The organism is Variovorax sp. V116 (genome assembly GCF_041154435.1).
Lineage (GTDB): Bacteria > Pseudomonadota > Gammaproteobacteria > Burkholderiales > Burkholderiaceae_C > Variovorax > Variovorax paradoxus.
The window spans coordinates 910,447-935,704 of sequence record NZ_AP028661.1; the positions used below are offsets into that span (position 1 = coordinate 910,447).

The 25,258-nt window shown below is 69.3% G+C and carries 23 protein-coding genes; 22 read left to right on the forward strand and 1 reads right to left on the reverse strand.

All coding sequences use genetic code 11. From position 1 onward, the window contains the following. Positions 1-30: 30 nt before the first annotated feature. From ACAM58_RS04180 to ACAM58_RS04245, 14 genes are read left to right on the forward strand one after another with little or no spacing between them, the layout of a single operon-like run. The gene (locus ACAM58_RS04180; protein ID WP_018903728.1) at positions 31-903 is read left to right on the forward strand and encodes a branched-chain amino acid ABC transporter permease; all 873 of its coding nucleotides are present in this window, start codon (positions 31-33) and stop codon (positions 901-903) included. Continuing rightward, positions 900-1,883, forward strand: coding sequence for a branched-chain amino acid ABC transporter permease (locus ACAM58_RS04185; protein WP_369664208.1), 984 nt, complete (start codon positions 900-902; stop codon positions 1,881-1,883). The genes ACAM58_RS04180 and ACAM58_RS04185 overlap by 4 nt, the downstream gene beginning before the upstream one ends. Next, entirely contained in the window at positions 1,876-2,637 is a 762-nt protein-coding gene (locus ACAM58_RS04190; protein ID WP_018903726.1) for an ABC transporter ATP-binding protein, read from the forward strand. The genes ACAM58_RS04185 and ACAM58_RS04190 overlap by 8 nt, the downstream gene beginning before the upstream one ends. Next, positions 2,634-3,344 carry an ABC transporter ATP-binding protein gene (locus ACAM58_RS04195; protein ID WP_018903725.1) on the forward strand — a complete coding sequence of 237 codons (711 nt, stop codon included), beginning with the start codon at positions 2,634-2,636 and terminating at the stop codon, positions 3,342-3,344. Before ACAM58_RS04190 ends, ACAM58_RS04195 begins: the two co-directional genes overlap by 4 nt. Positions 3,345-3,394: 50 nt before the next feature. Next, positions 3,395-4,351 carry a tripartite tricarboxylate transporter substrate binding protein gene (locus tag ACAM58_RS04200; RefSeq protein ID WP_018903724.1) on the forward strand — a complete coding sequence of 319 codons (957 nt, stop codon included), beginning with the start codon at positions 3,395-3,397 and terminating at the stop codon, positions 4,349-4,351. Continuing rightward, on the forward strand, positions 4,348-5,637 hold the full coding sequence (locus tag ACAM58_RS04205; protein WP_018903723.1) for a 3-isopropylmalate dehydratase large subunit: 1,290 nt from the start codon (positions 4,348-4,350) through the stop codon (positions 5,635-5,637). Before ACAM58_RS04200 ends, ACAM58_RS04205 begins: the two co-directional genes overlap by 4 nt. Then, positions 5,634-6,158, forward strand: coding sequence for a 3-isopropylmalate dehydratase small subunit (locus tag ACAM58_RS04210; protein ID WP_018903722.1), 525 nt, complete (start codon positions 5,634-5,636; stop codon positions 6,156-6,158). Before ACAM58_RS04205 ends, ACAM58_RS04210 begins: the two co-directional genes overlap by 4 nt. Beyond that, positions 6,145-7,479: an MmgE/PrpD family protein gene (locus ACAM58_RS04215; RefSeq protein WP_018903721.1), complete on the forward strand. Its 1,335-nt coding sequence runs from the start codon at positions 6,145-6,147 to the stop codon at positions 7,477-7,479. Before ACAM58_RS04210 ends, ACAM58_RS04215 begins: the two co-directional genes overlap by 14 nt. Before the next feature lie 28 nt (positions 7,480-7,507). Beyond that, positions 7,508-8,479 (forward strand): tripartite tricarboxylate transporter substrate binding protein, encoded by a 972-nt coding sequence (locus ACAM58_RS04220; RefSeq protein ID WP_018903720.1) that lies wholly within the window; start codon positions 7,508-7,510, stop codon positions 8,477-8,479. 2 nt (positions 8,480-8,481) lie between these two features. After that, entirely contained in the window at positions 8,482-10,164 is a 1,683-nt protein-coding gene (locus tag ACAM58_RS04225) for a hydantoinase B/oxoprolinase family protein (RefSeq protein WP_018903719.1), read from the forward strand. Next, complete coding sequence (locus ACAM58_RS04230) at positions 10,161-12,215, forward strand: hydantoinase/oxoprolinase family protein (protein WP_018903718.1); 2,055 nt, start codon at positions 10,161-10,163, stop codon at positions 12,213-12,215. The genes ACAM58_RS04225 and ACAM58_RS04230 overlap by 4 nt, the downstream gene beginning before the upstream one ends. Then, positions 12,212-12,826: a cysteine hydrolase family protein gene (locus ACAM58_RS04235; RefSeq protein WP_018903717.1), complete on the forward strand. Its 615-nt coding sequence runs from the start codon at positions 12,212-12,214 to the stop codon at positions 12,824-12,826. Before ACAM58_RS04230 ends, ACAM58_RS04235 begins: the two co-directional genes overlap by 4 nt. Then, positions 12,823-14,238 carry an FAD-dependent oxidoreductase gene (locus ACAM58_RS04240; RefSeq protein WP_018903716.1) on the forward strand — a complete coding sequence of 472 codons (1,416 nt, stop codon included), beginning with the start codon at positions 12,823-12,825 and terminating at the stop codon, positions 14,236-14,238. The genes ACAM58_RS04235 and ACAM58_RS04240 overlap by 4 nt, the downstream gene beginning before the upstream one ends. Further along, a complete protein-coding gene (locus ACAM58_RS04245) occupies positions 14,235-15,098 on the forward strand; it encodes an oxaloacetate decarboxylase (RefSeq protein WP_018903715.1) in 864 nt (287 codons plus the stop codon). Before ACAM58_RS04240 ends, ACAM58_RS04245 begins: the two co-directional genes overlap by 4 nt. Positions 15,099-15,107: 9 nt before the next feature. Here ACAM58_RS04245 and ACAM58_RS04250 read toward each other — a convergent pair whose 3' ends face one another. Beyond that, positions 15,108-15,992 carry a LysR family transcriptional regulator gene (locus ACAM58_RS04250; protein ID WP_018903714.1) on the reverse strand — a complete coding sequence of 295 codons (885 nt, stop codon included), beginning with the start codon at positions 15,990-15,992 and terminating at the stop codon, positions 15,108-15,110. A gap of 130 nt (positions 15,993-16,122) precedes the next feature. Between ACAM58_RS04250 and ACAM58_RS04255 the strand changes: the two genes are divergently transcribed. The 8 genes from ACAM58_RS04255 (at position 16,123) to ACAM58_RS04290 (ending at position 25,252) form a co-directional block, all read left to right on the forward strand. Next, positions 16,123-16,881: an SDR family oxidoreductase gene (locus ACAM58_RS04255; protein WP_018903713.1), complete on the forward strand. Its 759-nt coding sequence runs from the start codon at positions 16,123-16,125 to the stop codon at positions 16,879-16,881. A 133-nt stretch (positions 16,882-17,014) separates the two neighbouring features. Then, complete coding sequence (locus tag ACAM58_RS04260) at positions 17,015-17,713, forward strand: TetR/AcrR family transcriptional regulator (protein WP_018903712.1); 699 nt, start codon at positions 17,015-17,017, stop codon at positions 17,711-17,713. Positions 17,714-17,772: 59 nt separating this feature from the next. Next, positions 17,773-19,569, forward strand: a complete 1,797-nt coding sequence (locus tag ACAM58_RS04265; protein WP_369664209.1) for an acyl-CoA dehydrogenase C-terminal domain-containing protein — start codon at positions 17,773-17,775, stop codon at positions 19,567-19,569. Between the two features lie 42 nt (positions 19,570-19,611). Beyond that, a complete protein-coding gene (locus ACAM58_RS04270) occupies positions 19,612-20,046 on the forward strand; it encodes a DUF2147 domain-containing protein (protein WP_018903710.1) in 435 nt (144 codons plus the stop codon). A gap of 36 nt (positions 20,047-20,082) precedes the next feature. Continuing rightward, entirely contained in the window at positions 20,083-22,506 is a 2,424-nt protein-coding gene (locus ACAM58_RS04275; protein ID WP_369664210.1) for a 3-hydroxyacyl-CoA dehydrogenase/enoyl-CoA hydratase family protein, read from the forward strand. A gap of 63 nt (positions 22,507-22,569) precedes the next feature. Beyond that, the gene (locus ACAM58_RS04280; protein ID WP_012745966.1) at positions 22,570-22,989 is read left to right on the forward strand and encodes an endonuclease domain-containing protein; all 420 of its coding nucleotides are present in this window, start codon (positions 22,570-22,572) and stop codon (positions 22,987-22,989) included. Continuing rightward, entirely contained in the window at positions 22,986-24,188 is a 1,203-nt protein-coding gene (locus ACAM58_RS04285) for an acetyl-CoA C-acyltransferase (RefSeq protein WP_018903708.1), read from the forward strand. Before ACAM58_RS04280 ends, ACAM58_RS04285 begins: the two co-directional genes overlap by 4 nt. Before the next feature lie 167 nt (positions 24,189-24,355). Beyond that, a complete protein-coding gene (locus ACAM58_RS04290) occupies positions 24,356-25,252 on the forward strand; it encodes an alpha/beta fold hydrolase (RefSeq protein WP_018903707.1) in 897 nt (298 codons plus the stop codon). Positions 25,253-25,258 lie beyond the last annotated feature (6 nt).

A 25,258-nucleotide genomic window follows, 5' to 3' on the forward strand; every position in this document is an offset into this window, starting at 1 on the left:
CGGGCGGATCCCACAAGGCGCACAAAGCAAATGTTCGATCTAAGCATCCTCTTCCCCTCGATCCTGAACGGCCTCACCACAGGCGCCGTGTACGCATTGATCGCGCTGGGACTCACGCTGATCTACGGCGTGCTTCACATCATCAACTTCGCCCACGGCGCCTGCCTGATGCTCGCGCTGTACGCCGTCTACTTTCTCAAGGAGCGCTGGGGCATCGACCCGTACATGGCGCTGCCCATCGCGGTGGCCGGCATGTTCGCGCTCGGCTACGCGCTGCAACGCGTCGTCATCAACCGCGCGGGCCACGGCAAGGACGAGAACATCCTGCTCGCCACGCTCGGCATCGCCATCGTCATGGAGAACCTCGCGCTGCTGTTCTTCAAGTCGGACACGCGCAGCATCGACACCGCCTACTCGCTCAGCACCGTCGCCATCGGCCCCGCCATGATCGCCGTGCCCAAGCTCGTGGCCTTCGCGGGGGCGCTCGTGGTGTCGGGCATCCTGTTCTGGATCATGGGCCGCACCGACCTCGGCCGCGCCATCCGCGCCGTCGCCAAGGAGAAGGAAGGCGCCAAGCTCATGGGCATCGACGTCGACCATGTCTATGCCATGAGCTTCGGCATCGGCCTGGCCTGCCTCGGCGCGGCCGCCTGCTTTCTGCTGCCGGCCTACTACGTCAACCCGCAGGTGGGCGGCGGCTTCGTGCTCGTGGCCTTCACCATCGTGGTGCTCGGCGGCATGGGCAGCTTCGTCGGCGCGCTCATCGGCGGCCTCCTGGTCGGCGTGGTCGAGTCGCTCGGCGGGCTGTACCTGGGCGAATCGCTCGGGCAGATCGGCATCTTCGCGATCTTCATCGGCGTGGTGCTGTTCCGGCCCCAGGGCATGTTCGGAGCCAGGGCATGAGCAGCGCACGCGCACAACTCGCGGGCATCGCGCTCTTCGCGGTGCTGGTCGGCTGCGTGCCGCTCGCCACCAAGTCGGGCGTCGCGCTGAACTTCGTGATGATGGCGCTCTACGCCACGCTCATTGCGCAGGCCTGGAACATCCTCGGCGGCTTCGGCGGGCAGTTCTCGTTCGGGCATGCGCTGTTCTTCGGCACCGGGGCCTACATCCAGGCCATCGCGCAGTTGCAGGGTGGCATCAACGCCTGGGCCGCGCTGCCGCTGGCGGTGGCCGGCGCCGCGGGGGTCGGGCTCTTCGTCGGCGCGCTGAGCTTCCGCTATGGCCTCAAGGGCTCCTACTTCGCGCTCGTCACGCTGGCCTTCGCGGAGGTGTTCCGCATCCTCGCGCTGTCGGTGAATTTCACGGGCGGCGGCGTGGGCCTGATGGTGCCGCTGCGCGAGTCGGCGGCCAACCTGCAGTTCGCCTCGCGCGCCGGCTACCTGTGGTTGGTGCTCGCGATGGTGGTCGCGGCCTTGCTCGTCACCTGCTGGCTGCGCAACGGCCGCTTCGGTGCCTACCTGCAGGCCGTGCGCGACAACGAGGATGCGGCGCGCGCCGTGGGCGTGAACCCGTTTCGCGTCAAGCTCGCGGCCATCGGCCTCTCGGCCGCCTTCATGGGTGCGGCCGGCGCGTTCTATGTACAGGTGTTCCAGTACATCGACGCCGGCATCGCCTACGGCCCGGCCGTCTCGGTCGAAGCGCTGGTGGCCGCCATCGTGGGCGGCATGGGCACGCTGTGGGGCCCGGTGCTGGGCGCGGTCGTGCTGCACCTGCTGTCGGATTTCACGCGCAACCTGTTCGGCGAGCTGCCGGGCATCAACATGGTGATCTACGGCACGGTGCTGGTCGTGATCGTGATCTTCCTGCCGCGCGGCGTCGCCGGGCTGGGGCTGTCGGCGCGGCAGCTGTGCAATCCGAAGAAGGGAGGCCGCCATGACTGAGGCGCTGCTGGCCGTGGGCGGGCTCTCGCGTTCCTTCGGCGGACTGAAGGCCGTGCAGGACGTGAGCCTGTCGGTGAAGGAGGGCAGCCTGAGCGCGCTGATCGGCCCCAACGGCGCCGGCAAGACCACGCTGTTCGCGCTGATGTCGGGCTTCCTCAAGCCCGACGCCGGCACTGTGCGCTTCGCGGGCCAGGACATCACGGGCCGCGAGCCGCACCGCAATGCGCTGCTCGGCATGACGCGCACCTTCCAGATCGTCAAGCCCTTTGCGGCGCAGACGGTGCGCGAGAACATCGCGGTCGGTGCGCACCTGCACCTGCGCGGCCGCCGCGAGGCGCTGGCGCATGCCGAGGCCATCGCGCTGCGCGTGGGCCTTGCGCCGCAGCTCGACAAGGCCGCTTCGGACCTCACGGTGGCCGGCCGCAAGCGGCTCGAACTGGCGCGCGCGCTGGCCACGCGCCCGCGCCTGCTGCTGCTCGACGAAGTGCTGGCCGGCCTCAACCCGCAGGAGATCGCCGAGATGATGCCGGTGGTGCGCGGCATTGCCGACAGCGGCGTCACGGTGCTGATGATCGAGCACGTGATGCAGGCCGTGATGCACCTGGCCGAACATGTGTGGGTGCTGGCGCAGGGCCAGCTGATTGCCGAAGGCAGCCCGGCGCAAGTGACCTCCGACGACAAGGTCGTCGAGGCCTACCTGGGCCATGGCACCGCGGCGCGGCTGCGCAAGGCCGCTTCGGGAGCTAGCGAATGACCGCGTTGCTGGACATCCAGGGCCTGCGCGGCGGCTACGGCCGCGTCGAGGTGCTGCGCGGCGTCGACCTGCAGGTGAACGCCGGTGAAATGGTCGCGCTGCTCGGCAGCAACGGCGCGGGCAAGTCCACCCTCAACAAGATGGTCTGCGGCCTGTGCCCCGCCTGGAGCGGCAATGTGCGCTTCGACGGCAAGGACCTGAGCGGCGCGCACTACCGCGACGTGGTCAAGGCGGGCCTGATCCAGGTGCCCGAGGGCCGCAAGGTGTTTCCCAACCTCAGCGTGCTGGAGAACCTGGAACTCGGCTCCTTCACGCGGGCGCGCGAGCGCCGCGCGGCCAACGTCGAGAAGATGTTCCACATCTTCCCGCGGCTGCGCGAACGCATGGCGCAACACGCCGGCACCATGAGCGGCGGCGAGCAGCAGATGCTGGCCATCGCGCGCGGGCTCATGGCCGAGCCCGTGCTGCTGATCCTCGACGAGCCCTCGCTCGGGCTTTCGCCGCGGCTGGTGGAGGAGATGTTCACGCTGATCCGCGAACTGCGCGACGGCGGCCTCGCGGTGCTGCTGGTGGAGCAGAACGTGGGCCAGTCGCTCGAGATCGCGGACCGCGCCTACGTGCTGGAGAACGGCAGCGTGCGTTTTTCGGGCCTGCCCGGCGAACTGCTCGGAAGCGACGAACTGCGGCGCGCCTACCTGGGGCTCTGAAGCCCGCACATCACATTGAGATACCCCCGATTTCCTCGGAGACAAGACACATGAAGAGACGCGACACCCTTCTTCTTCCACTGGCCGCCGCATTTGCCGGCAGCGCGTTCGCGCAGATCGGCAATGCGCCGGTGCGCATCCTCGTCGGTGCGCCCGCGGGCGGCTCGACCGATACGCTGGCCCGTTCGCTGGCCGTCAGCATGGGCCCGGCGCTCGGCCGCACGGTGATCGTCGAGAACCGGCCCGGCGCGGGCGGCAACATCGCGGCCGATGCCGTGGCCAAGGCCGCGCCCGATGGCAACACGCTGCTGATGAGCTTCACCAGCCATGCGATCAATGCCACGCTCTACCCGGCGCTGCCTTTCGACCCGGTGAAGGACTTCACCGCGCTCACCTGCGTGGCGACCTCGCCCTCGATCCTCGTCGCGCATCCGTCGGTGCCTGCGAAGGACGTGCGCGAACTCATTGCGCTCGCCAAGGCGAAGCCGGGCCAGCTCAACTTCGCGATCGGCGCGGTGGGCTCGTCGCTGCACATGGCGGGCGAGGCCTTCAAGATGCAGTCGGGCGTCGACATCGTGAACATCCCCTACAAGGGCACCTCGCCCGCCGTGCAGGACGTGCTCGCCGGCCAGGTGCAGCTGATGTTCGCGGCCGTGGGCAACGTCAAGGCACACATCCAGGCCGGCAAGCTCAGGGCGCTGGGCGTGACCACGGCCAGGCGGTTGCCGGCCTTTCCCGACGTGCCCGCCATTGCCGAGGCGCTGCCGGGCTACGAGTCGAGCGCATGGTTCGGCCTCTTCGGCCCGGCCCGCATGCCGGCGGAGCGCGTGAAGCAGCTCGGCGACGCCGCGCGCCATGCACTGCAGCAGGCCGACATGCGCCAGCGGCTCGAAACCGAGGGCGCGATACCGGTGGGCAATTCGTCCGAACAGTTCTCCGCCTTCGTGCAGAGCGAGATCGCGCGCTGGGCCAAGGTCGTCAAGTTCTCGGGAGCCAAGCCGGAATGACCTTCAACGCTCCAGACCGCGCGCCGGCGCAACAGACGCTGGCGCAGAAGCTCATTGCGCGCGCCAGCGGCCGCGCGCAGGTGGCGGTGGGCGAGATCGTGACCTGCGGCGTCGACATGGCCATGTTCCACGACTCCTCCGGTCCGCGCCGGCTGCAGCCGATGCTCGAGGAGCTCGGCGCGCAGATCTGGGACCGCTCGCGCGTGGTGCTCGTGATGGACCACTACGTGCCCGAGCGCGACGACGATTCGCGCCGCATCGTGCGCATTGCGCGCGACTGGGCGCGCGACCAGCAGCTGCCGCACGTGTACGACAGCCAGGGCATCTGCCACGTGGTGGTGCCGCAGCACGGCCACATCCGCCCCGGCATGCTGTGCGTGGGCGGCGACTCGCATTCGCCCACGGGCGGCGCATTCGGCGCCTACATGTTCGGCATCGGCAGCACCGAGATGCTGGGCGTGATGGTCACCGGCGAGATCTGGCTGCGCGTGCCGGAGACCATCCGCATGTGGTGGGACGGCGCGCTGCCCGCCGGCGTGACCGCCAAGGACATGATGCTGCACATGATCGGCCGCTTCGGCATGAACGGCGGGCGCTACCAGGCGGTGGAGTTCGCGGGCCCGGCCGTCGCCGCGCTGTCGATGCAGGAGCGCATGACGCTCTCCAACATGAGCGCCGAGCTGGGCGCGCAGGCCGGCCTGATCGCGCCCGATGCCACCACCGCCGCATTCCTCGCACAAGCCGGTGCCCCGCCGGTCGACATGGCGCCGTGGTTCACCGACGAAGGCGCCGCGCTCACGCACCACCGCTTCGATGCCGCCGCGCTCGAGCCCTACGTCGCCGCGCCGCACAGCCCGGCCAACGCGCACGGCGTGAGCCGCTACCTGGGCACGCATGTCGACGTGGCCTACATCGGCGCCTGCACCGGCGCCAAGCTCGACGACCTGCGCGCCGCGGCCCAGGTGCTGCGCGGCCACAAGGTGGCGGCGGGCATCCGCCTGATCGTGGCGCCGGCCAGCCTGCACGACCAGGAGCAGGCGCGCGAAGAGGGCGTGCTGCAGGTGCTGATGGACGCCGGCGCCGAACTCTTCCCGACCGCCTGCGGCGCCTGCTCGGGCTACGGCGATCCGATGGGCGACGGCATCACGGTGATCTCGACCACGGCACGCAACTTCAAGGGCCGCATGGGCTCGCCGACCGCGCAGGTGTACCTGGGCTCGCCCTACACGGTGGCCGCGGCCGCACTGCGCGGCTGCGTGACCGACCCGCGCGAGGTGCTCGCATGACTGCGGAAACCCTGCACCGCACGCACCGGGTGTGGCGCCTGGGCGCCGACATCGACACCGATGCGCTCGCGCCCGGCCATGCGATGAAGCACGGCATCGACGTGATCGCAAAGCATTGCCTCGAAGCCGTCCGCCCTGATTTCGCGCGCGGCGTGCGCCCCGGCGACGTGATCGTGGCCGGGCCGAACTTCGGCATCGGTTCGTCGCGCGAGCAGGCCGCGGCCGTGCTCGTGCAGCTGGGCGTGGCCGCGGTGATTGCGCCTTCGTACAGCGGCCTGTATTTCCGCAATGCCTTCAACGTGGGCCTGCTGCTTCTGACCTGCGCCGAAGCCGAGTCGCTGCAGGACGGCGAACGCATCGTGCTCGACACCCGCACGCCTGCGATGCGCACCGCCGATGCGCGCATGCTCGCCTGCGAGCCCGTGCCGGGTTTCCTGATGGACATGGTCGATGCCGGCGGCCTGCTGCAGCTGCTGCGCCGGCGCATGGCCGCCAAGAAAGAAGCCGATGCAGGGCGCTGAACACGATCCGCAACGCGCCGTGCTGCAGGCCACGGTGGCGCTGCACGCGGCGCAGCCAGCCACCGCCGAGGCCGCATCGCAGGCGCGGCGCCTGCTGGCCGATACCGTCGGCTGCGCGCTCGCGGGCCGGCATGCGAGCGAGGTGCAGCGCCTCGAAGCCGCGCTCGCAGCCTGCGAACCCGGCGACTTTTCTTTTCCTGGCGGTCCGCCGATGGCGGTGCAGGCCGCCGCGCAGGTGCTGGCCATGGCCGCGACCTGGGACGAGGCCTGCGAAGGCCATGCACTCGCGCACGGCCGGCCCGGCGTGCCGCTGGCGGCGGCGCTGCTGCCGCTCGCACTGCGGCGCGGTGCGAGTCTTGGTGAGTTCATCGATGCCTTCGTGCTCGGCTACGAGGTCGGCGCGCGCTGCGGCGCCTGGCTGCGCATCCGGCCCGGCATGCATGTCGATGCGAACTGGCCCGCGCTGGGCGTGGCGGCCGGCGTGGCGCGCCTGCTCGCGCTGCCGCCGGCGGGCATCGTGCAGGCCATCGACATCGCGGCCTGCCAGCTCGCGACCAGCCTCTACCTGCCGGTGCAGCAGGGCCGCACCGCGCGCAATACCTACCTTGGCCACAGCGCATCGCTGGGGCTGCAGGCGGCCTTTGCCAGCGCGGCGGGCATCGACGCGCCGGACGGTGCGCTGGCTCACTACGCCCGCACGCACTCGGCCGCGACCGCGCAGCCGCTGCCCGATGCGGCGACCCTGCTGCTGCGCGATGCCTACCTCAAGCCCTTCGCGGCCGTGCGCCACGTGCACTACGGCGCGACCGCCGCGCGCCAGGTCCGCGAGCAGCTGGCCCAGGACACCACCGGCATCCAGGGCATCGTGCTCAAGATATACGAAGAGGCGATCGTCTACTGCGGCAACCGCGCGCCGCGCACGCCGATCCAGGCGCAGTTCAGCCTGTCTTTCGGCGTCGCGGCGATGCTGCGCTTCGGCGATGTCGATCCATCGGCCTATGCCGCGCCGCGCTTCGACGATGCCGAGCTGCGTCGGCTCGAAGCCCTGGTCGTGCTCGAAACCGATGCCGGCCTCACGGCGCGCAAGCAGCGCGGCGCCACGCTCCAGGTGTCGCACGCGGGCGGCACGCTCGCGCAGACCGTGGGCACCATCACGGGCGATGCCGCCCATCCGCTCGACCGCGCGGCGCTCGCCGCCAAGTTCGTGCACTACGCCGCGCACAGCGTGCCGGCCCAGCAGGCCGCGCGCTTCTGCGAGGGCGTGCTGGACGCGCCCGACGGCACCCGTCTTCGCGCGCTGTGGCAGCAGCTTGCCGCCTGAATCCTTCATTCCTCACAGGCCCACCACCATGAAACTCCTGCGCCATCTTGCGAGCACATTGCTCCTTGCCTGCCTGCCGCTCGCCGCCGCCGCACAGGCGGGCAGCTTTCCGGACAAGCCGATCCGCATCGTCGTGCCGTTCCCGCCGGGCGGCGCCACCGATGCGGCGGCGCGCCTGGTCGCCGTGAAGATGGGCGAGCACTGGGGCCAGCCGGTGGTGGTCGACAACCGCGCGGGCGCGGGCGGCAACGTCGGCTCCGACCTCGTCGCCAAGGCGCCGGCCGACGGCTACACGCTGGTGATGGGCGTGACCGGCTCGCATGCGATCAACACCTCGCTCTACAGCAGGATGCCCTACGACCCGGTGGCCGACTTCGTCGCCATCAGCCAGGTGGCGGTGGTGCCCAACGTGCTGGTGGTGCACCCCTCGGTGCCCGCGAAGAACCTGGCCGAGCTCGTGGCGCTCGCGAAGAAGGAGCCCGGCAAGCTCAACTACGCCTCGCTCGGCAACGGCACGGCCGCGCACCTGGGCATGGAAATGCTCAAGTCCGAGGCCGGCGTCGACATCACGCACGTGCCCTACAAGGGCAGCGCGCCGGCGGTGTCCGACCTGCTCGCGGGCCAGGTGCAGATGATGGTCGACGGCCTGCCTTCGGCGCTGCCGCACGTCAAGGCCGGCAAGCTGCGCGCCATCGCGCTCACCAGCCTGCACCGCGCGCCCTCGCTGCCCGGCTTGCCGACCATCGCAGAGACCTATCCGGGCTTCTACGCCGATGCATGGTCGGGCCTGTTCGCGCCCAAGGGCACGCCGCAGCCCGTGGTGGACAAGCTCTCGGCCGAGGTGCAGCGCATCCTGAAGCTGTCCGACGTGCGCGAGAAGCTGATGGCTCTGGGCGCCGAGCCCGTCGGCTCCACCCAGGCGGAATTCGCCGCGCACGTGAAGAGCGAGATCGACAAATGGGCCAAGGTGGTGAAAACCAGTGGCGCGAAAGTGGACTGAACATGAACGACACCCTCGACCCCGTCACGCTCGCCGTGCTGCGCGGCCGCCTCGAACAGGTGGCCGACGAGATGGACGCGACGCTCTACCGCAGCGCGTTCAATCCCATCATTGCCGAGGCGCACGACGCCTGCCACGGCCTGTACGACGCCACCACCGGCGACACGCTGGTGCAGGGCAAGTCGGGCCTGCCGGTGTTCGTGGGCGCCATGGCCTTCGCGGTGCGCGCCACGGCGAAGGCGGCCGCGCCGCGCGGCGGCATGAAGGACGGCGACATCTGGATCAGCAACGACGCCTACGACGGCGGCACGCACGCCAACGACTTCAAGCTGGTCAAGCCCTTCTTCCGCAACGGCAAGCTGTATTGCTACATGGCCTCGGCCGCGCACTGGCACGACGTCGGCGGCGCGGTGCCCGGCAACTACAACCCGGCCGCCACCGAGTGCTGGCAGGAGGCGGTGCAGATTCCGCCGGTGCGCATCGTGCAGGGCGGCGTGCTCGATGCCGACGTGCTCGCCATCCTGCAGGCCAACACGCGCCTGCCCGACAGCCTCTGGGGCGACCTCAACGGCCAGCTCGCCGCGCTGGAGCTCGGCGCCAAGCGCCTGCACGGCCTGCTCGACGAATACGGCGACGGCCTGGTGCTGAATGCGCTCGGCGAGCTGCGCGGCCGCGCGCTGCGCCTCATGCGCGCGCACATCGCCTCGCTGCCCGACGGCCGCTACAGCTTCGAGGACGTGCTCGACAACGACGGCATCGTCAACCAGCCGCTCGCCATCGCGCTCGACATGACGGTGGCCGGCGACCGGCTCACGCTCGACTTCTCGCGCACCTCGCCGCAATGCGCGGGCCCGGTGAACATCTCGCGCGCCACGGCGGTCGCGGCCTGCTATGTCGCGCTCAAGCACCTGTTTCCCGACGTGCCCGCGAACGCCGGCGTGCTCGACGCGGTCGACTTCGTGATTCCCGACAAGCTGGTGATCAGCGCCGAGCGCCCGCGCCCGGTCGGCGGCTATACCGAAACCATCCTGCGCATGATCGACGTGATCTTCAGCGCCGCCGCGCAGGCCGACCCCACGCGCGCCGTGGCGCAGGCCTACGGCACCATCAACGCGCTGTCGATCGCCGGCCACCGCAGCGACAAGGGCCGCGAAGGCCAGCGCTGGGTGATGTTCAGCTTCTTCGGCGGCGGGCACGGCGGCCATTCGGGCGGCGATGGCCTTTCGCATGGCAACGCGCCGATCTCGACCGCGACGATCCCGCCGCTCGAGATCCTCGAGGCCGCGTACCCCGTGCGCTTCACCGAATGGTCGCTGCGCGCCGACTCGGGCGGCGACGGCCGGCACCGCGGCGGCCTCGGCGCCGTCTACGAGATCGAACTGCTCGAGAAGGACGCCGAGGTGTTCGTCTTCGGCGAGCGCGGCACCTCGCCGCCCAAGGGCATTGCGGGCGGCGGCCCGGGCGCCCTCAACGTGTTCCGCTACGAGAACGCGGGCGAGTGGCACACGCCACCCATGGTGTCGAAGATGCGCGGCATCCAGCTCGCGCGCGGCGAGCGCGTGCGGCTCGAAACGCCCGGCGGCGGCGGCTGGGGCCGTGCCGGCGAGCGGCCCACTTCGCAGTGCGAAGCCGATGCCGCCATGGGCTACGTCACGGCCGCTAGCGGCAAGAAAGCATCCGAATGAGCTCCACCAGCAAATCCCTGGTCGTCGGCGTCGATGTCGGCGGCACCTTCACCGACCTGTTCGTGCTCGACGAGGCCAACGGCAGCGCGCGCATCGTCAAGGTGCCCTCCACGCGCGGCGAGGAAGCGCGCGGCTTCATGAACGGCGTGGCGCGCGTGGCCGATTCGGCCGCGGCCATCGCCACCATCGTGCACGGCACCACCGTCGGCACCAACGCGCTGCTCGAACGCAAGGTGGCGCGCACCGGCATCATCACCACGCGCGGCTTTCGCGACGTGCTCGAGATGCGCCGCCGCGACCGGCCCCAGACCTGGGGCCTGCGCGGCAGCTTCGTGCCCGTGGTGCCGCGCGACCTGCGCCGCGAAGTCGACGAGCGCGTGCTGGCCGACGGCACGCTGCACACGCCGGTCGACCTGGACCAGGTGCGCGCCGAAGCGCGCTCGCTGCTCGAGGCGGGCTGCGAAGCGGTGTGCGTGTTCTTCATCAACACCTACGCCAACCCCGAGAACGAACGGCTCGCCGTGGCGGCCGTGCGCGAGCTCTGGCCCAACCCGCACGTCACCTCGGCCAGCGAGGTGCTGCCCGAGATCCGCGAGTTCGAGCGCTGCTCGACCGCCACGCTCAATGCGGCGCTGCAGCCGGTCGTCGGCAGCTACCTCGGCCGCCTCGAAGCCGACCTGCGCGCGCAGGGCTTCGCGGGCGAACTGCTGGTGGTGCAGAGCAACGGCGGCGTGATGTCGCGCCAGACCGCGAGCGACCTGCCGGTGCGCACCGCGCTCTCGGGCCCGGCGGCCGGCGTGATCGCCTGCGCGGCCATTGCACGCGCGGCGGGTTTCCCGAACGCGATCACCGGCGACATGGGCGGCACCTCGTTCGACGTGTCGCTGGTGGCCAACGGCGAGGCCGCGCTGGCGGCGCAGACCGCCATCGAGTTCGGCATGGTGATCCGCTCGCCGATGATCCAGATCGAGACCATCGGCGCCGGCGGCGGCTCCATCGCTTCCGTGGATGCGAGCGGCATGCTGCAGGTCGGCCCCGAGTCGGCCGGCAGCGTGCCGGGACCGGCGTGCTACGGGCGCGGCAACATGAGGCCGACCGTGACCGATGCGAACGTGCTGCTGGGCCGCATCGCCGCCGACCGCCCGCTGGGCGGCGGGCTGCTCGCGGCGCTGGATGCAGAGAAGTCCCGGCAGGCCATCGAGGAGCACGTCGCGCGCCCGCTCGGTCTCGACGTGCATGCCGCGGCCGAAGCGATTCTTACCGTAGCCAATGCGCGCATGGCGGGCGCGATCCGCCTCGTGTCGATCGAGCGCGGGCACGATCCGCGCCGCTTCGCCTACATGCCCTTCGGCGGCGGCGGCGCGCTGCATGTGTGCGCGATGATGCGCGAGGTGGGCGTGGCCACCGGCATCGTGCCGCGCTATCCCGGCGTGACCTCCGCCCTCGGCTGCGTGATGGCCGACATGCGGCACGACGCGGTGCAGACCCTCAACAGGCCGCTCGCCGAACTCGACGTGGCCGACCTGCAGCGCCGCATCGACGAACTCTCGGCGGCCTGCCAGCAGCGCCTCGACTCCTCGGGCGTGCGCTTCGACGAAGTGCGCGAGGTGATCGCGCTCGACATGCTCTATGCGGGCCAGACGCACACGCTGCCCGTGGTGCTGGCCGATGCGGGCAGGGCGCCGATCACCGGGCAATCCATTCGCGCCGCGTTCGAAGCCAGTTACAGCGCCGCCTTCGGCCGCGTGCTCGACGGCATCCCCATCCGCGTGATGAACCTGCGCTATGCGCGCATCGGCGTGCGTCCCAAGTTCGACCTGAAGGTGCTCGCGCCCGAAGGGCAGGGCAGCACCGCGCCGCTGGGCACGCAGCGCGTGTTCCACCACGGCCGGTGGCACGAGGCCGTGCGCCATGCACGGCTCGAACTGCCGGTGGCCGCGCGCATCGAGGGGCCTGCGATCCTCGAGCAGGCCGACACCACCGTGTGGCTCGAACCCGGCTTCCACGCCGAGGTCGATGCGCACGGCAACCTGCTGGTGAGGCTGTCATGAGCGCGGAAACCAAGCCTGTGGCAGCGAAGACGGCGCTGGTCATCATCGACCTGCAGAACGATTTTCTCGACCGCAACGGCGCCTATGCGCGCGGCGGCGACACCAACCCGCCCGCGCTGCTGCTGCCGGCGCGCGTGGCCGCGGTGGCGCGCGCGCTCAAGGCCGCGGGCGGCCTCGTGGCCGCCAGCCAGTTCACGCTGTGGCCCGACGCGGCCGGCGAGCCGATGGTGTCGCCGCACCTGAAGGCGCTGCGCCCCTACCTGAAGAAGGGCGACTTCGCGCCCGGCAGCTGGGGCCAGGTGAACGTCGATGCGCTGGCCGGGCTGGTCGACGTGGCGGTCAGCAAGGTCGCGTATTCGGCCTTCTTCAACACCCAGCTCGACTGGGTGCTGCGCCGCGCGGGCATCGACACCGTGGCCGTGTGCGGCATCGTGACCAACGGCGGCGTGGCCAGCACGGTGCGCGATGCCCACATGCGCGACTACCGGACGCTGGTGCTGGCCGACGGCTGCGCGGCCTTCGGAGAGGAACGCCACCAGACCTCGCTGGCCGACATGCGCAACGTGGCCGAGGTGACCGACTGCGCGGCCTTCATCGCATCGCTCGCATGACGGGAAACCCTTCGCGGCGTATCCGCCGCGCAGCGCAGGTCGAGGCCGAGGTGCACGTGCCGGTGGCCATCGTCGGCGGCGGCGCCTGCGGGCTCACGGCCGCGCTGATGCTGTCCGATGCGGGCGTCGACTGCGTGGTGCTCGAACGCGACGCGCTGCCGAGCGGCTCGACCGCGCTGTCCTCGGGATTCATCCCCGCGCCCGGCACGCGCACGCAGCGGGCGCATGGCGTGCAGGGCGACAGTGCCGAGCGCTTTGCCGCCGACATCCAGGCCAAGGCCCACGGCCGTGCGGCGCCTGCGCTGGTCGAGGCCTACGCGGCTTCCATCGGCCCGGCGCTCGATGCGCTGCAGGAGCGGCATGGGCTGCAGTGGATGCTGCTCGACGGCTTTCTCTATCCGGGCCACAGCGTGCATCGAATGCACGCGTTGGCGCAGAAGACCGGCGCGTCGCTGATGGCGGCGCTGCAGGCGGCCGCAGCGGCAGCGGGCATTCCGGTGCTGACCCAGGCGCTGGTCGACACGCTGGTGCTCGACGCCGAAGACAGCGTGATCGGCATCGACTACCTGCGGCCCGATGGCAGCCGAGAAACGCTGGGCTGCGGCGCACTGCTGCTCGCATGCAACGGCTTCGGCGGCAATTCGGAAATGGTGCGCACGCTGCTGCCCGAGATGGCCGAAGCCAGCTTCGGCGGCCACGCCGGCAACGACGGCAGCGCGATCCTCTGGGGCGAGGCACTGGGCGCGCGGCTTCGCGACCTTGGCGGCTACCAGGGCCACGGCTCGTGGGTCACGCCGCAAGGTGCGCTGATGTCGTGGGCCGTGATGATGGAAGGCGGCGTGCAGCTCAACCGCGAGGGCCGGCGCTTCCATGACGAGACAGAGGGCTACTCGGAAGCCGCCGTGCACGTGCTCGCACAGCCGGGCGGCATGGCATGGAATGTGTTCGACGCGCCGCTGCTTGCACTGGCGCGGGGCTTTCCCGACTTCTGCGAGGCCGAAGCGGCAGGTGCGTTGCGCCGCTGCGAATCGGTGGCTGCGCTGGCGGAATGCATCGGCTGCGAGCCTTCCGTGCTGCAAGCCACGCTCGACGCCATGCGCGCCGGCACGCCACCGCCCGACGGCCGTGTGTTCGCACGCGCACTCCAGGCGCCGTACTTCGCAGTGAAGGTCACAGGCGCGTTGTTCCACACCCAGGGCGGCCTCGACACCGCGCCCGACATGCGCGTGCTGCGACACGACGGCACGCCCTTCGCCAACCTGTTCGCCGCCGGTGGCGCGGCGGGCGGCGTTTCGGGCGATGCGGTCTGGGGCTATCTTTCCGGCAACGGCCTGCTGAGCGCGGTGGCCGGCGGCTATATCGCGGCGCATACGGCTGCCGCACTGATCCCATCGACGAAAGCGTCCAGATGACGAATCCTTCCTTCAAGACCCGGCTCGCGCGCAAGGACATCGTGCTCGCGCCCGGCGTGTACGACGCGCTCAGCGCGCTCGTGGCCGAGCAGGCCGGCTTCGAGGCGCTGTACCTCTCGGGCGCCTCCATCGCCTACACGCGCCTGGGCCGCTCCGACATCGGCCTCACCACCTTCACCGAGGTCGAGGACACGCTGGCGCGCATCACCGAACGCGTGCGCCTGCCCGTGATCGTCGATGCCGACACCGGCTTCGGCAACGCGCTCAATACGCAGCGCACCGTGCGCGGCTTCGAGCGCGCGGGCGCGGCCATGGTGCAGATCGAGGACCAGACCTTTCCCAAGCGCTGCGGCCACCTCGACGGCAAGGCCGTGGTGCCCGCGCGCGAGATGGTCGGCAAGCTCAAGGCCGCGCTGGACGCGCGCGCGTCGAGCGACACGCTGATCCTCGCGCGCACCGATGCGGTGGCGGTCGAAGGGCTCGAGGCCGCGCTCGACCGCGCCGAGGCGTACCTGGCCTGCGGCGTCGATGCGCTCTTCATCGAGGCGCTGCGCTCGCCCGAGCAGATGGATGCCGCCTGCCGGCGCTTCGGCGACCGCGTGCCGCTGCTCGCCAACATGGTCGAAGGCGGCAAGACGCCGATCCAGGATGCCGATGCGCTGCAGGCCCACGGCTTTCGCATTGCGATCTTTCCGGGCGGCACCGCGCGCGCCGTGGTGCACACGCTGCAGGGCTACTACGCGAGCCTGCACCGGCACCGCACCACACAGCCGTGGCGGCCGCAGATGCTGGACTTCGACGCGCTCAACGAGGTGATTGGCACGCCGGAGCTGATGCGCACCGGCCAGAAGTACGACTGACCTGCCGCCTCAACGCAGCACGCGGACCAGCTCGTCGTACACCAGCCGCACGCGCGCCGGCACCGGCGCACGCTGCGGGCGGTAGACGTGGATCGGCCAGGGCTCGGGCGCCTCGGCCTCCAGCACGGGCAGCATCGCGCCTGTGCGCAGCCACGGTTCCGCCAGCGGTCCGATCAATTGCCCGAAGCCCACGCCTGCGAGCACGGCGGCGCATTCGGCATCGATGCTGTCCGTCACGAAGGCGGGCGAGGACACCGTCACCACCCGCCGCCTGCTGAAGGCCCATGGCCAGGGGCGGCCCGAGCTGCGGTCGATCAGCGCGGTGAGCGGCAGCGCCGCCAGCGCATCGAGGCTTTGCGGCCGGCCCACTCTTTCGATGAGCGCCGGCGCCGCCACCACATGCAGCGCCATCTTGCCGACGGCGCGCGCCACGAAGCGCGCATCGCGCATCGGCCCCACGCGCACGCCGATGTCGATCTGCTCGTCGACCACGTCGGCATGCTGCTCCGACAGGCGCAGGTCGAGCACCAGCCCGGGGTGCGCCGCCAGCAGCGGCGCCAGCGCCTGCGGGATGAGCCGGGCGTACACGTGCGGCGCCGTGACCCGCACCGTGCCCGCATGCTGCGACAGCGTGCGCCGGTCGATCTGGTGGAACAGCTCGTCGACGCTGCCCACCGCCACGCGGGCGCGCTCGGCCAGCTGCCGGCCGAAGTCGGTGAGCTGCACGCCGCGCGTGCTGCGGTGGAACAGCGGCTCGCCCAGTTCTTCTTCCAGCTCGCGAACCGCGCGCGTCACGACCTGCGGCGAGACGGACAGGCGCGCGGCGGCCTCGCGGAAGTTGGCGGCAGCGGCGGCGGTGCAGAACACGCGCAGGGCTTCAAGACGGTTGGCCATGGTGGTGCTTTCAAGAGGCGGTGTGTTCCAGCTTGGGGAATTCTGAACTCGCAAGAGTTTCATTTACGGGAATGCACGGATTTTCCACACTGCATGCACTTCTTCTTCCACACACCCGAAAGGAATTCCCATGGCATCCGTTCAAGACAACATCCAAGGCAAGGTCGCCATCGTCACCGGCGCGAGCAGCGGGCTCGGCGAATCGACCGCGCGCCACCTGGCCGCGCGCGGCGCCAAGGTGGTGCTCGCGGCGCGCCGCACCGATCGCCTGGACAAGGTGGTCGCCGAGATCCGCGAGGCCGGCGGCGAGGCCATTGCCGTGGCCACCGACGTGGCGAAGCGCGCCGATCTCGACAAGCTCGCGGCCGCCACCGTCGAGGCCTTCGGCCGCATCGACGTGCTGGTCAACAACGCGGGCGTGATGCCGCTGTCGCCACTGGACAAGCTCAAGGTCGACGAGTGGGACCGCACCATCGACGTCAACATCAAGGGCGTGCTCTACGGCATTGCCGCGGTGCTGCCGCGCATGCAGGCCCAAGGCAGCGGCCACATCGTCAACGTGGCGTCGATCGCGGGGCTCAAGGTGTTCACGCCGATCGGCACGGTCTACAGCGCAACCAAGCATGCGGTGCGCGCGATCTCCGAAGGGCTGCGCGTCGAAATGGGCAACAGCGGCGTGCGCGTGACCATCGTCTCGCCCGGCGCGGTGGAGTCGGAGCTGAAGTTCGGCAGCACCGACGCCGAGAGCGCGGCCGGCGTTAAGGCGTTCTACGAGGCCAACCAGATTCCCGCCGATTCGGTGGCGCGCGCCGTGGTCTATGCCGTGGAGCAGCCGGCGGACGTCGACATCAACGAGGTGGTGCTGCGGCCGGTCTCGCAGGAGTTCTGATCCGGGGAGGGGCGGGGCATGGCGGCCCCGCTTCCCGCCCATTAACCTTCAACCGTGGAAGGTCATTGACAGCCAAAAGTGCAAAGCCCCTGCAAAATAGAACGACCGTTCGTTTTATTCCGGAGCTTCCACGATGCCTGTCAATGCCGTTCCCGCCAAGCCGGTCCGCGCTGCCCAGAAGGGCCAGCAGACCAAGGCCGTGATCGTCGACGCCGCGCTGGCGCTGGCGGCGCAGATCGGGCTCGAGGGCCTGTCGATCGGCGCGGTGGCCGAGCTCACCAAGATGAGCAAGTCGGGCGTGTTCGCCCATTTCGGCTCGCGCGAGGAACTGCAGATTTCCGTGGTGCGCGAGTATCACGCACGTTTCGAGCAGGAAGTGTTTTTTCCCGCGCTCGAGGCGCCGCGCGGCCTGCCGCGCCTGCGCGCCATGTTCGCCAACTGGATGAAGCGCACCTCGGCCGAGATCGACTCGGGCTGCATCTACATCAGCGGCGCTTCCGAATTCGACGACCGTCCGGGCCCGGTGCGCGATGCGCTGGTGGAGTCGGTCAGCATCTGGCAGGCGGCCGTGCTGCGCGCGATCGTGCAGGCCAAGAGCGAAGGCCATCTGCGCGCCGACGCCGACGAGCGGCAGCTGGCCTTCGAGATCCACGGCCTGATCCTCGCGCTGCACTACGAAGCGCGTTTCCTGCAGGTGCCGGGCTCGATCGGCCGCGCGAATGTCGGCTTCGACAACATCCTTGCGCGCAGCGCCACGCCCGATGCGCCGCCCGCCGAAGCCGCGGCATCGGCCAAGCCCGCCGCCTCCCGCCGGCTCAAGCCGGTGCGCTGAGCGGCCCCTTTTTTCCTTTCTTTTTTTCCCCTTTCAGTTTTCGACCAGGAGAGTCCCGGATGCCCAGCTACAACCCACCCGTACGCGACATGCAGTTCGTGCTGCACGAAGTGCTCAACGTCGCCGACGAACTCAAGGCGCTTCCGGCCCATGCCGAGACCGATGCCGACACCATCAACGCGGTGATCGAGGAGGCCGGCAAGTTTGCCGCCGAGGTGACCTTCCCGCTCAACATCAGCGGCGACGAAGAGGGCTGCACGCTCGACAAGGCCACGCATGAAGTCAAGACGCCCAAGGGCTTCAAGGACGCCTACGCCAAGTACGTCGAAGGCGGCTGGCCCGCGCTGTCGTGCGACCCGGCCTTCGGCGGCCAGGGCCTGCCCTTCGTGGTGAACCAGTGCCTGTTCGAGATGCTCAACAGCGCCAACCAGGCCTGGACCATGTACCCGGGCCTCTCGCACGGCGCCTACGAAGCGCTGGTGGCCCACGGCACCGAAGAACAGAAGAAGACCTACCTGCCCAAGCTCACGAGCGGCGAATGGACCGGCACCATGTGCCTGACCGAGCCGCACTGCGGCACCGACCTGGGCCTCTTGCGCACCAAGGCCGAGCCGCAGGCCGACGGCAGCTACCGCATCACCGGCAACAAGATCTTCATCTCGGCCGGCGAGCACGACATGGCCGACAACATCATCCACCTGGTGCTGGCCCGGCTGCCCGATGCGCCCAAGGGCAGCAAGGGCATCAGCCTGTTCGTGGTGCCCAAGTACAAGGTCAAGGCCGACGGCTCGCTCGGCGAGCGCAACCCGATCTTCTGCGCGGGCCTCGAGCACAAGATGGGCATTCACGGCAACGCCACCGCGCAGATCGTGATCGAAGGCGCCACCGGCTCGCTGGTGGGCGAGCCCAACAAGGGCCTGCAGGCCATGTTCGTGATGATGAACGCCGCGCGCCTGGGCGTGGGCAACCAGTCGCTCGGCCTGACCGAGGTGGCCTACCAGAATGCGCTGGCCTACGCCAAGGACCGCATCCAGATGCGCTCGCTCTCGGGCGTGAAGGCCAAGGACAAGGAAGCCGACCCCATCATCGTGCACCCCGACGTGCGCAAGATGCTGCTCACCGCCAAGGCCTACGCCGAAGGCGGCCGCGCGCTGCAGATCTTCTGCACGATGCTGCTCGACAAGGAACACCACCACCCGGACGAGAAGGTGCGCAAGGACTCGGGCGAACTGGTGGCGCTGCTCACGCCCATCGTCAAGGCCTTCATCACCGACAACGGCCACATCGCGACCAACGCCTGCATGCAGGTGTTCGGCGGCCACGGCTTCATCAAGGAATGGGGCATGGAGCAGTTCGTGCGGGACAACCGCATCAACATGATCTACGAGGGCACCAACACCATCCAGTCGCTGGACCTCTTGGGCCGCAAGGTGCTGGGCAACAACGGCGCGTCGCTCAAGAAGTTCGGCAAGCTGGTTGCCAAGCTGGTGGAGGAAGAAGGCGTGAACGAGAAGATGGCCGAGTTCATCAACCCGATCGCGGGCCTGGGCGACCAGCTCACCAAGTTCACGACCGAGATCGGCTTCAAGGGTTTCCAGAACCCCGACGAAGTGGGCGCCGCCGCGGTCGACTACCTGCGCGTGGCCGGCCACTTCGTGTTCGGCTACCTGTTCGCGCGCATGGCGCAGGTCGCGCTGCGCCAGATCGCGTCGGGCAACACCGATCCGTTCTACGTTGCCAAGCTGCAGACCGCGCGCTTCTACTTCGCCAAGCTGTTCCCCGAGACCGCGACGCTGATGCGCACTGCACGCGCCGGCAGCAAGGTGCTGATGGACACCGACGCGGCGCTGGCCTGAGGCCGTCGTCCCTTCTTCTCATCGTCCGACCGGGAGCCGTTCATGAAATCGACGCTTGCAGCCATCGTTCTTGCCGCCACATCCTTCACGGCCATGGCCCAGAACACGCCCGTGGGCCTGTGGCGCAACGTCGACGACAAGACCGGCGAAGCCAAGGCCGAGATCCGCATCGGCGAAGCGAACGGCGCGCTCATCGGCCGCATCGAGAAGTCGCTCAAGAAGGACGGCAAGCCCGATGCGATCTGCGATGAATGCAGCGACGACCGCAAGGGCAAGCCCATCACCGGGCTCGACATCATCCGCGGCGGCAAGAAGGCCGAAGGCAAGGACGTCTGGGAAGGCGGAAAGATCCTCGATCCCGAGAACGGCAAGGAATACCGCGCGAGCTTCACGCCGATTGAAGGCGGCAAGAAGCTCGAAGTGCGTGGCTACCTTGGGCCTTTCTGGCGTACCCAAACCTGGAACCGCGTGCAGTAACGCTGCGTGCAACTCATCCAAGAAATACCAATCAACATGTCCCGATTCCAAGTGAAGAAAGTCGCCGTGCTCGGCGCCGGCGTGATGGGCGCGCAGATTGCGGCCCACCTCGTCAATGTGCGCGTGCCTGTGGTGCTGTTCGATCTGGCTGCAAAAGACGCGACCGGAGCTGTCGCTCAAGGTGCAGCGAAGAACGGCATCGTCTCGCGCGCGATCGAGAACCTCAAGAAGCTCAAGCCCGCGCCGCTCGGCGACGTGGCCGATGCGGTGCTCATCGAGCAGGCCAACTACGAAGACGACCTCGCCAAGCTCGGTGAGTGCGACCTCGTCATCGAAGCCATTGCCGAGCGCATGGACTGGAAGCTCGACCTGTACAAGAAGATCGCGCCGCACGTCGCCAAGCATTCGATCCTGGCCTCGAACACCTCGGGTCTGTCGATCACCAAGCTCAGCGAGGCGCTGCCTGAAGCGCTGAAGCCGCGTTTCTGCGGCATTCACTTCTTCAACCCGCCGCGCTACATGTTCCTGGTGGAGCTGATCAACACGCCCACCACCGAGCCGCAGGTGCTCGACGACCTCGAGGCCTTCGTCACCAGCACGCTCGGCAAGGGCGTGGTGCGCGCGCACGACACGCCCAACTTCATCGCCAACCGCGTCGGCATCGCCGGCATGCTGGCCACGCTGAAGGAGGTCGAGAAGTTCGGCCTCACGGCCGACGTGGTGGACGATCTCACGGGCAAGAAGCTCGGCCGCGCGAGCTCGGGCACCTTCCGCACGGCCGACGTGGTGGGCCTGGACACCATGGCCCATGTCGTGAAGACGCTGCAGGACAACCTGAACGCCGAGACCGATCCGTTCTACGCCAACTTTTCGACGCCGCCGGTGCTCGCCAAGCTGCTCGAACTCGGCAACCTCGGCCAGAAGACCAAGGCCGGCTTCTTCAAGAAGGTGGGCCGCGACATCCTGCGCTTCGACCTGCAGAGCGGCGAGTACGTGCCCGCCGGCGCGAAGGCCGACGAGGTGTACGGCCGCATGCTCAAGAAACCCGCGGGCGAACGCCTGAAGCTCCTGCGCGAGAGCGAAGGGCCGCAGGGGCAGTTCCTCTGGGCCATCCTGCGCGACGGCTTCCACTACGCCGCGGTGCACCTGGCCGACATTGCCGAGAGCGCGCGCGACATCGACCTTGCGATGCGCTGGGGCTTCGGCATGAAGCAGGGCCCGTTCGAGCTGTGGCAGGAAGCCGGCTGGGCGCAGGTCGCCAAGTGGGTGCAGGAAGACATCGACGCCGGCAAGGCGCTGAGCAGCGCACCGCTGCCCAAGTGGGTGTTCGAAGGCCCGGTCGCGCAGGCCGGCGGCGTGCACACGACCGAAGGCTCGTGGAGCGCCTCGCAGAACACCTTCGTGCCGCAGCGCAGGCTGCCGGTGCATGAGCGCCAGCTGTTCCCCGAAAGCGTGCTCGGTGCGAACGCGGCCGATGCCAACACCGCGGGCACGACGATCAGCGACGAGGGCGATGTGCGCGTGTGGACGCTCGACGGCGAAGTGCTCATCGCGAGCATCCATTCGAAGATGCACGCGATCAGCCCCGACGTGGCTGAAGCGCTGGGTGCCGCGGTCGAGCTCGCAGAGGCTGAATACAAGGGCCTGGTGATCTGGTCGCCCGACGAGATGTTCTCGGTCGGCGCCGACCTGCAGGCGATGCTGCCGGCCTTCGTGGTCGCGGGCATCGGCGCGGTCGAAGGCGCGGAAGAAGAGCTGCAGAACGTGATGCTCAAGATCCGCTACGCGAGCGTGCCGGTGGTCTCCGCCGTGCGCGGCATGGCGCTGGGCGGCGGCTGCGAGCTGGCCGTGTATTCGTCGAAGCGCGTGGCGGCGATGGAGAGCTACGTCGGCATGGTCGAAGTGGGCGTGGGCCTGATCCCCGGCGCGGGCGGCCTGACCTACATTGCGCGCCGCGCGGCCGAGAACGCATCGGCCTCCACAGGCACCGACCTGCTGCCCTTCCTGACCGAAGGCTTCACGGCCGCCGCGATGGCCAAGGTGGGCACCGGCGCGCTCGATTCGAAGAAGCTCGGCTACCTGCTCGACAGCGACGTGATCGTGCCGAACAAGGACGAGCTGCTCTACGTGGCGCTGCAGCAGGCCAGGGCCATGGCCGACGCCGGCTACCGGGCGCCGCTGCGCCGCACCTTCCGCGTGGCGGGCCGAAGCGGCGCCGCGACCATCAAGGGCCAGCTCGTGAACATGCGCGACGGCGGCTTCATCAGCGCGCACGATTTCCACATCGCGAGCCTGATCGCGCACGTGGTGACCGGCGGCGACGTGGACGCAGGCTCGCTCGTGACCGAGGAATACCTGATGGCGCTGGAACGCAAGGCGTTCTGCTCGCTGATCGTGCACCCGAAGACGCAGGAGCGGATCATGGGGATGCTGAGCACGGGGAAGCCGGTGCGCAACTGACCTGCATTTCTCCTTCCCCCTCCGGGGGAAGGCAGGGATGGGGGCCACCTCCAACCAAGCACGATGCGAAATCAGTCCACGCCCAACGCTCGCGCAAACGCGCAGGTGCTTCGCCGCGAGATGACCGATTCGGAGCGAAAGCTCTGGGGTGGACTGCGCGCTGAGCAGCTGGGCGTGAAATTTCGGCGCCAGCATCCGCTGGGCAATTACATCGCTGATTTCGCGTGCCTTGCGCCCAAGCTGATCGTCGAACTCGACGGATCGCAGCATCAGCTGCAGCAAGGCTATGACGCGCGGCGCGACGCATTCTTCCGCGCGCAGGGTTTCGATGTGCTGCGCTTTGCATCGAACGATCCGTTCACCAATCTTGATGGGGTTCGCCAGGCGATTGCCAACCGGCTTGCCGAATTGACGCCGCCGGCCCCCATCCCAACCTTCCCCCGGCGGGGGAAGGAGCAAGAAAATCCAGGAGCTTCTTCATGAGCAGCAAACAAGTCCAAGACGCCTACATCGTCTCCGCCACTCGCACCCCCATCGGCAAGTCGCACCGCGGCTACTTCCGCAACTACCGGCCCGACGGCCTGCTCGCGACCACGCTCAAGGCAGCGCTTGCCGCAGTGCCTGGCCTGGACCCCAAGGCCATCGAGGACATCATCTGCGGCTGCGCGATTCCCGAATCGCAGCAGGGGCTGAATGTCGCGCGCATCGGCGCGGTGCTTGCGGGCCTGCCGACCAGCATCGGCGGCATCACCGTGAACCGCTTCTGCGCATCGGGCCTGTCGGCCGTGCAGATGGCGGCGGACCGCATCCGCGTGGGCGAGGCCGACGTGATGATCGCGGCGGGCGTCGAGAGCATGAGCATGGTGCCGATGATGGGCAACTCGCCGTCGCTGTCGCCTTCCATCTTCGAGCGCGAAGGCGATGTCGGCATTGCCTACGGCATGGGCCTCACGGCCGAGAAGGTCGCGCAGCAGTGGAAGGTGAGCCGCGAGGCGCAGGACGAATTCGCGCTCGCCTCGCACCAGAAGGCGCTGGCCGCGCAGAAGGCCGGCAAGTTCGCCGACGAAATCACGCCGATCGAGGTGACCGACCGCACGCCGGACCTCGCCACCGGCGAATCGATCGCGAAGACCCGCACCGTGAACCTCGACGAAGGCGCGCGGCCCGACACCAGCCTCGAAGGCCTGGCCAAGCTGCGCACCGTGTTCGCCGCGCGCGGTACCGTCACGGCCGGCAACAGCTCGCAGACTTCCGACGGCGCGGGCGCGCTGATCCTCGCGAGCGAGAAGGCCGTGAAGCAGTACGGCCTCACGCCGCTCGCGCGCTTCGTGAGCTTTGCAAGCAAGGGCGTGCCGCCGCACATCATGGGCATCGGCCCGATCGAGGCCATTCCGGCTGCGCTGCGCTATGCGGGCCTCAAGCGCGAGGACATCGACTGGTTCGAGCTCAACGAAGCCTTCGCCGCGCAGTCGCTCGCGGTGATCAACACGCTGGGGCTCGACCCGAGCAAGGTCAACCCGATGGGCGGCGCCATTGCGCTCGGCCATCCGCTCGGCGCGACGGGGGCGATCCGCGCGGCCACGGTGGTGCATGCGCTGCGGCGCGAGAACCTGAAGTACGGCATGGTCACGATGTGCGTGGGGATGGGGCAGGGCGCCGCGGGCATCTTCGAACGCGTCTAGCGGCGGCTACTGCGCGGGCGATCTGCGGCGTTGCGGGGCCCGTCGGGAAATCCTCACGACCCTGAAGGTCGCTCCGGTTTCCCGCCACCCGCGCCTTGCATCTCATCCCGCTCGCTACGCCGGCAAGGTTGCAGTCGATGATTCAAGAAAACGCAGGAGACAACTTCATGCAGACGCAGCAGATCCCGGTCGACAACGGCGTGCAACTGGCGGTTCGCCGCTACGAGCCCGCCGGCGCAGCGCGCGCCAGCATCGTGATCGGCGGCGCGATGGGCGTGCGCCAGTCGTTCTACGAACCCTTCGCGCAGTGGCTCGCGCAGCAGGGCCTGCGCGTGTGGACCTTCGACTACCGCGGCTCGGGCGATTCGCGCAACGGCGCCTCGCTGCGTGGCTTCGAGGCCGACCTGTTCGACTGGGCGCGCGACTATGAAGCGGTGATCGACGCCGCCAAGGCCGCGCTGCCCGAACAGCCGCTCTATCTTCTCGGCCACAGCCTCGGCGCACAGCTGCCGGGCTTCCTTCAGCGGCCCGGGCAGGTCGACGGCCTCGTCAGCATTGCGGCCGGCAGCGGCTACTGGCGTGAGAACGCGCCGAAGCTCAAGCGCGGCATCCTCTACTTCTGGTTCGTGCTCGTGCCGTTGGCCACGCGGCTGTGCGGCTACTTTCCGGGCCGCCGGCTGAAGAAAGTGGGCGACCTGCCGCGCGGCGTGATCCTGCAGTGGCGGCGCTGGTGCCTGCACCCGCGCTACAGCGTGGGCGCCGAGGGCGATCTGGCGCTGCAGAGCTACGGGCGCGTGCGCTTTCCGGTGCTCGCGCTGTCCATCACCGACGACGAGCTCATGACGCTCGCCGGCACCGAAAGCCTGTTGAGCTTCTATGCCGGCGCGCCGCGCGCCATGGAGCGCATTGCACCGGCCGACGTGCAGGCACGGCGCATCGGGCACTTCGGCTTCTTCCGCGAACAGTTCAGCCAGAGCCTGTGGCCGAGCACGGTCGACAAGCTGCACCGGCTGGCCGCGCTTACCGCAGTGCAGCAAGCCGGCGTCCCGCACACGACTGCGTGACGCCAT

What these genes read in the sequence shown, in the direction of transcription:
- ACAM58_RS04240 (WP_018903716.1), top strand. Translation starts at nt 12,823, where the DNA reads ATGACGGGAAACCCTTCGCGGCGTATCCGCCGCGCAGCGCAGGTCGAG.
- ACAM58_RS04285 (WP_018903708.1), top strand. Translation starts at nt 22,986, where the DNA reads ATGAGCAGCAAACAAGTCCAAGACGCCTACATCGTCTCCGCCACTCGC.
- ACAM58_RS04290 (WP_018903707.1), top strand. Translation starts at nt 24,356, where the DNA reads ATGCAGACGCAGCAGATCCCGGTCGACAACGGCGTGCAACTGGCGGTT.
- ACAM58_RS04255 (WP_018903713.1), top strand. Translation starts at nt 16,123, where the DNA reads ATGGCATCCGTTCAAGACAACATCCAAGGCAAGGTCGCCATCGTCACC.
- ACAM58_RS04250 (WP_018903714.1), bottom strand. Translation starts at nt 15,992, where the DNA reads ATGGCCAACCGTCTTGAAGCCCTGCGCGTGTTCTGCACCGCCGCCGCT.
- ACAM58_RS04180 (WP_018903728.1), top strand. Translation starts at nt 31, where the DNA reads ATGTTCGATCTAAGCATCCTCTTCCCCTCGATCCTGAACGGCCTCACC.
- ACAM58_RS04270 (WP_018903710.1), top strand. Translation starts at nt 19,612, where the DNA reads ATGAAATCGACGCTTGCAGCCATCGTTCTTGCCGCCACATCCTTCACG.
- ACAM58_RS04185 (WP_369664208.1), top strand. Translation starts at nt 900, where the DNA reads ATGAGCAGCGCACGCGCACAACTCGCGGGCATCGCGCTCTTCGCGGTG.
- ACAM58_RS04220 (WP_018903720.1), top strand. Translation starts at nt 7,508, where the DNA reads ATGAAACTCCTGCGCCATCTTGCGAGCACATTGCTCCTTGCCTGCCTG.
- ACAM58_RS04260 (WP_018903712.1), top strand. Translation starts at nt 17,015, where the DNA reads ATGCCTGTCAATGCCGTTCCCGCCAAGCCGGTCCGCGCTGCCCAGAAG.
- ACAM58_RS04215 (WP_018903721.1), top strand. Translation starts at nt 6,145, where the DNA reads ATGCAGGGCGCTGAACACGATCCGCAACGCGCCGTGCTGCAGGCCACG.
- ACAM58_RS04275 (WP_369664210.1), top strand. Translation starts at nt 20,083, where the DNA reads ATGTCCCGATTCCAAGTGAAGAAAGTCGCCGTGCTCGGCGCCGGCGTG.
- ACAM58_RS04265 (WP_369664209.1), top strand. Translation starts at nt 17,773, where the DNA reads ATGCCCAGCTACAACCCACCCGTACGCGACATGCAGTTCGTGCTGCAC.
- ACAM58_RS04280 (WP_012745966.1), top strand. Translation starts at nt 22,570, where the DNA reads ATGCGAAATCAGTCCACGCCCAACGCTCGCGCAAACGCGCAGGTGCTT.
- ACAM58_RS04230 (WP_018903718.1), top strand. Translation starts at nt 10,161, where the DNA reads ATGAGCTCCACCAGCAAATCCCTGGTCGTCGGCGTCGATGTCGGCGGC.
- ACAM58_RS04190 (WP_018903726.1), top strand. Translation starts at nt 1,876, where the DNA reads ATGACTGAGGCGCTGCTGGCCGTGGGCGGGCTCTCGCGTTCCTTCGGC.
- ACAM58_RS04245 (WP_018903715.1), top strand. Translation starts at nt 14,235, where the DNA reads ATGACGAATCCTTCCTTCAAGACCCGGCTCGCGCGCAAGGACATCGTG.
- ACAM58_RS04195 (WP_018903725.1), top strand. Translation starts at nt 2,634, where the DNA reads ATGACCGCGTTGCTGGACATCCAGGGCCTGCGCGGCGGCTACGGCCGC.
- ACAM58_RS04205 (WP_018903723.1), top strand. Translation starts at nt 4,348, where the DNA reads ATGACCTTCAACGCTCCAGACCGCGCGCCGGCGCAACAGACGCTGGCG.
- ACAM58_RS04235 (WP_018903717.1), top strand. Translation starts at nt 12,212, where the DNA reads ATGAGCGCGGAAACCAAGCCTGTGGCAGCGAAGACGGCGCTGGTCATC.
- ACAM58_RS04210 (WP_018903722.1), top strand. Translation starts at nt 5,634, where the DNA reads ATGACTGCGGAAACCCTGCACCGCACGCACCGGGTGTGGCGCCTGGGC.
- ACAM58_RS04225 (WP_018903719.1), top strand. Translation starts at nt 8,482, where the DNA reads ATGAACGACACCCTCGACCCCGTCACGCTCGCCGTGCTGCGCGGCCGC.
- ACAM58_RS04200 (WP_018903724.1), top strand. Translation starts at nt 3,395, where the DNA reads ATGAAGAGACGCGACACCCTTCTTCTTCCACTGGCCGCCGCATTTGCC.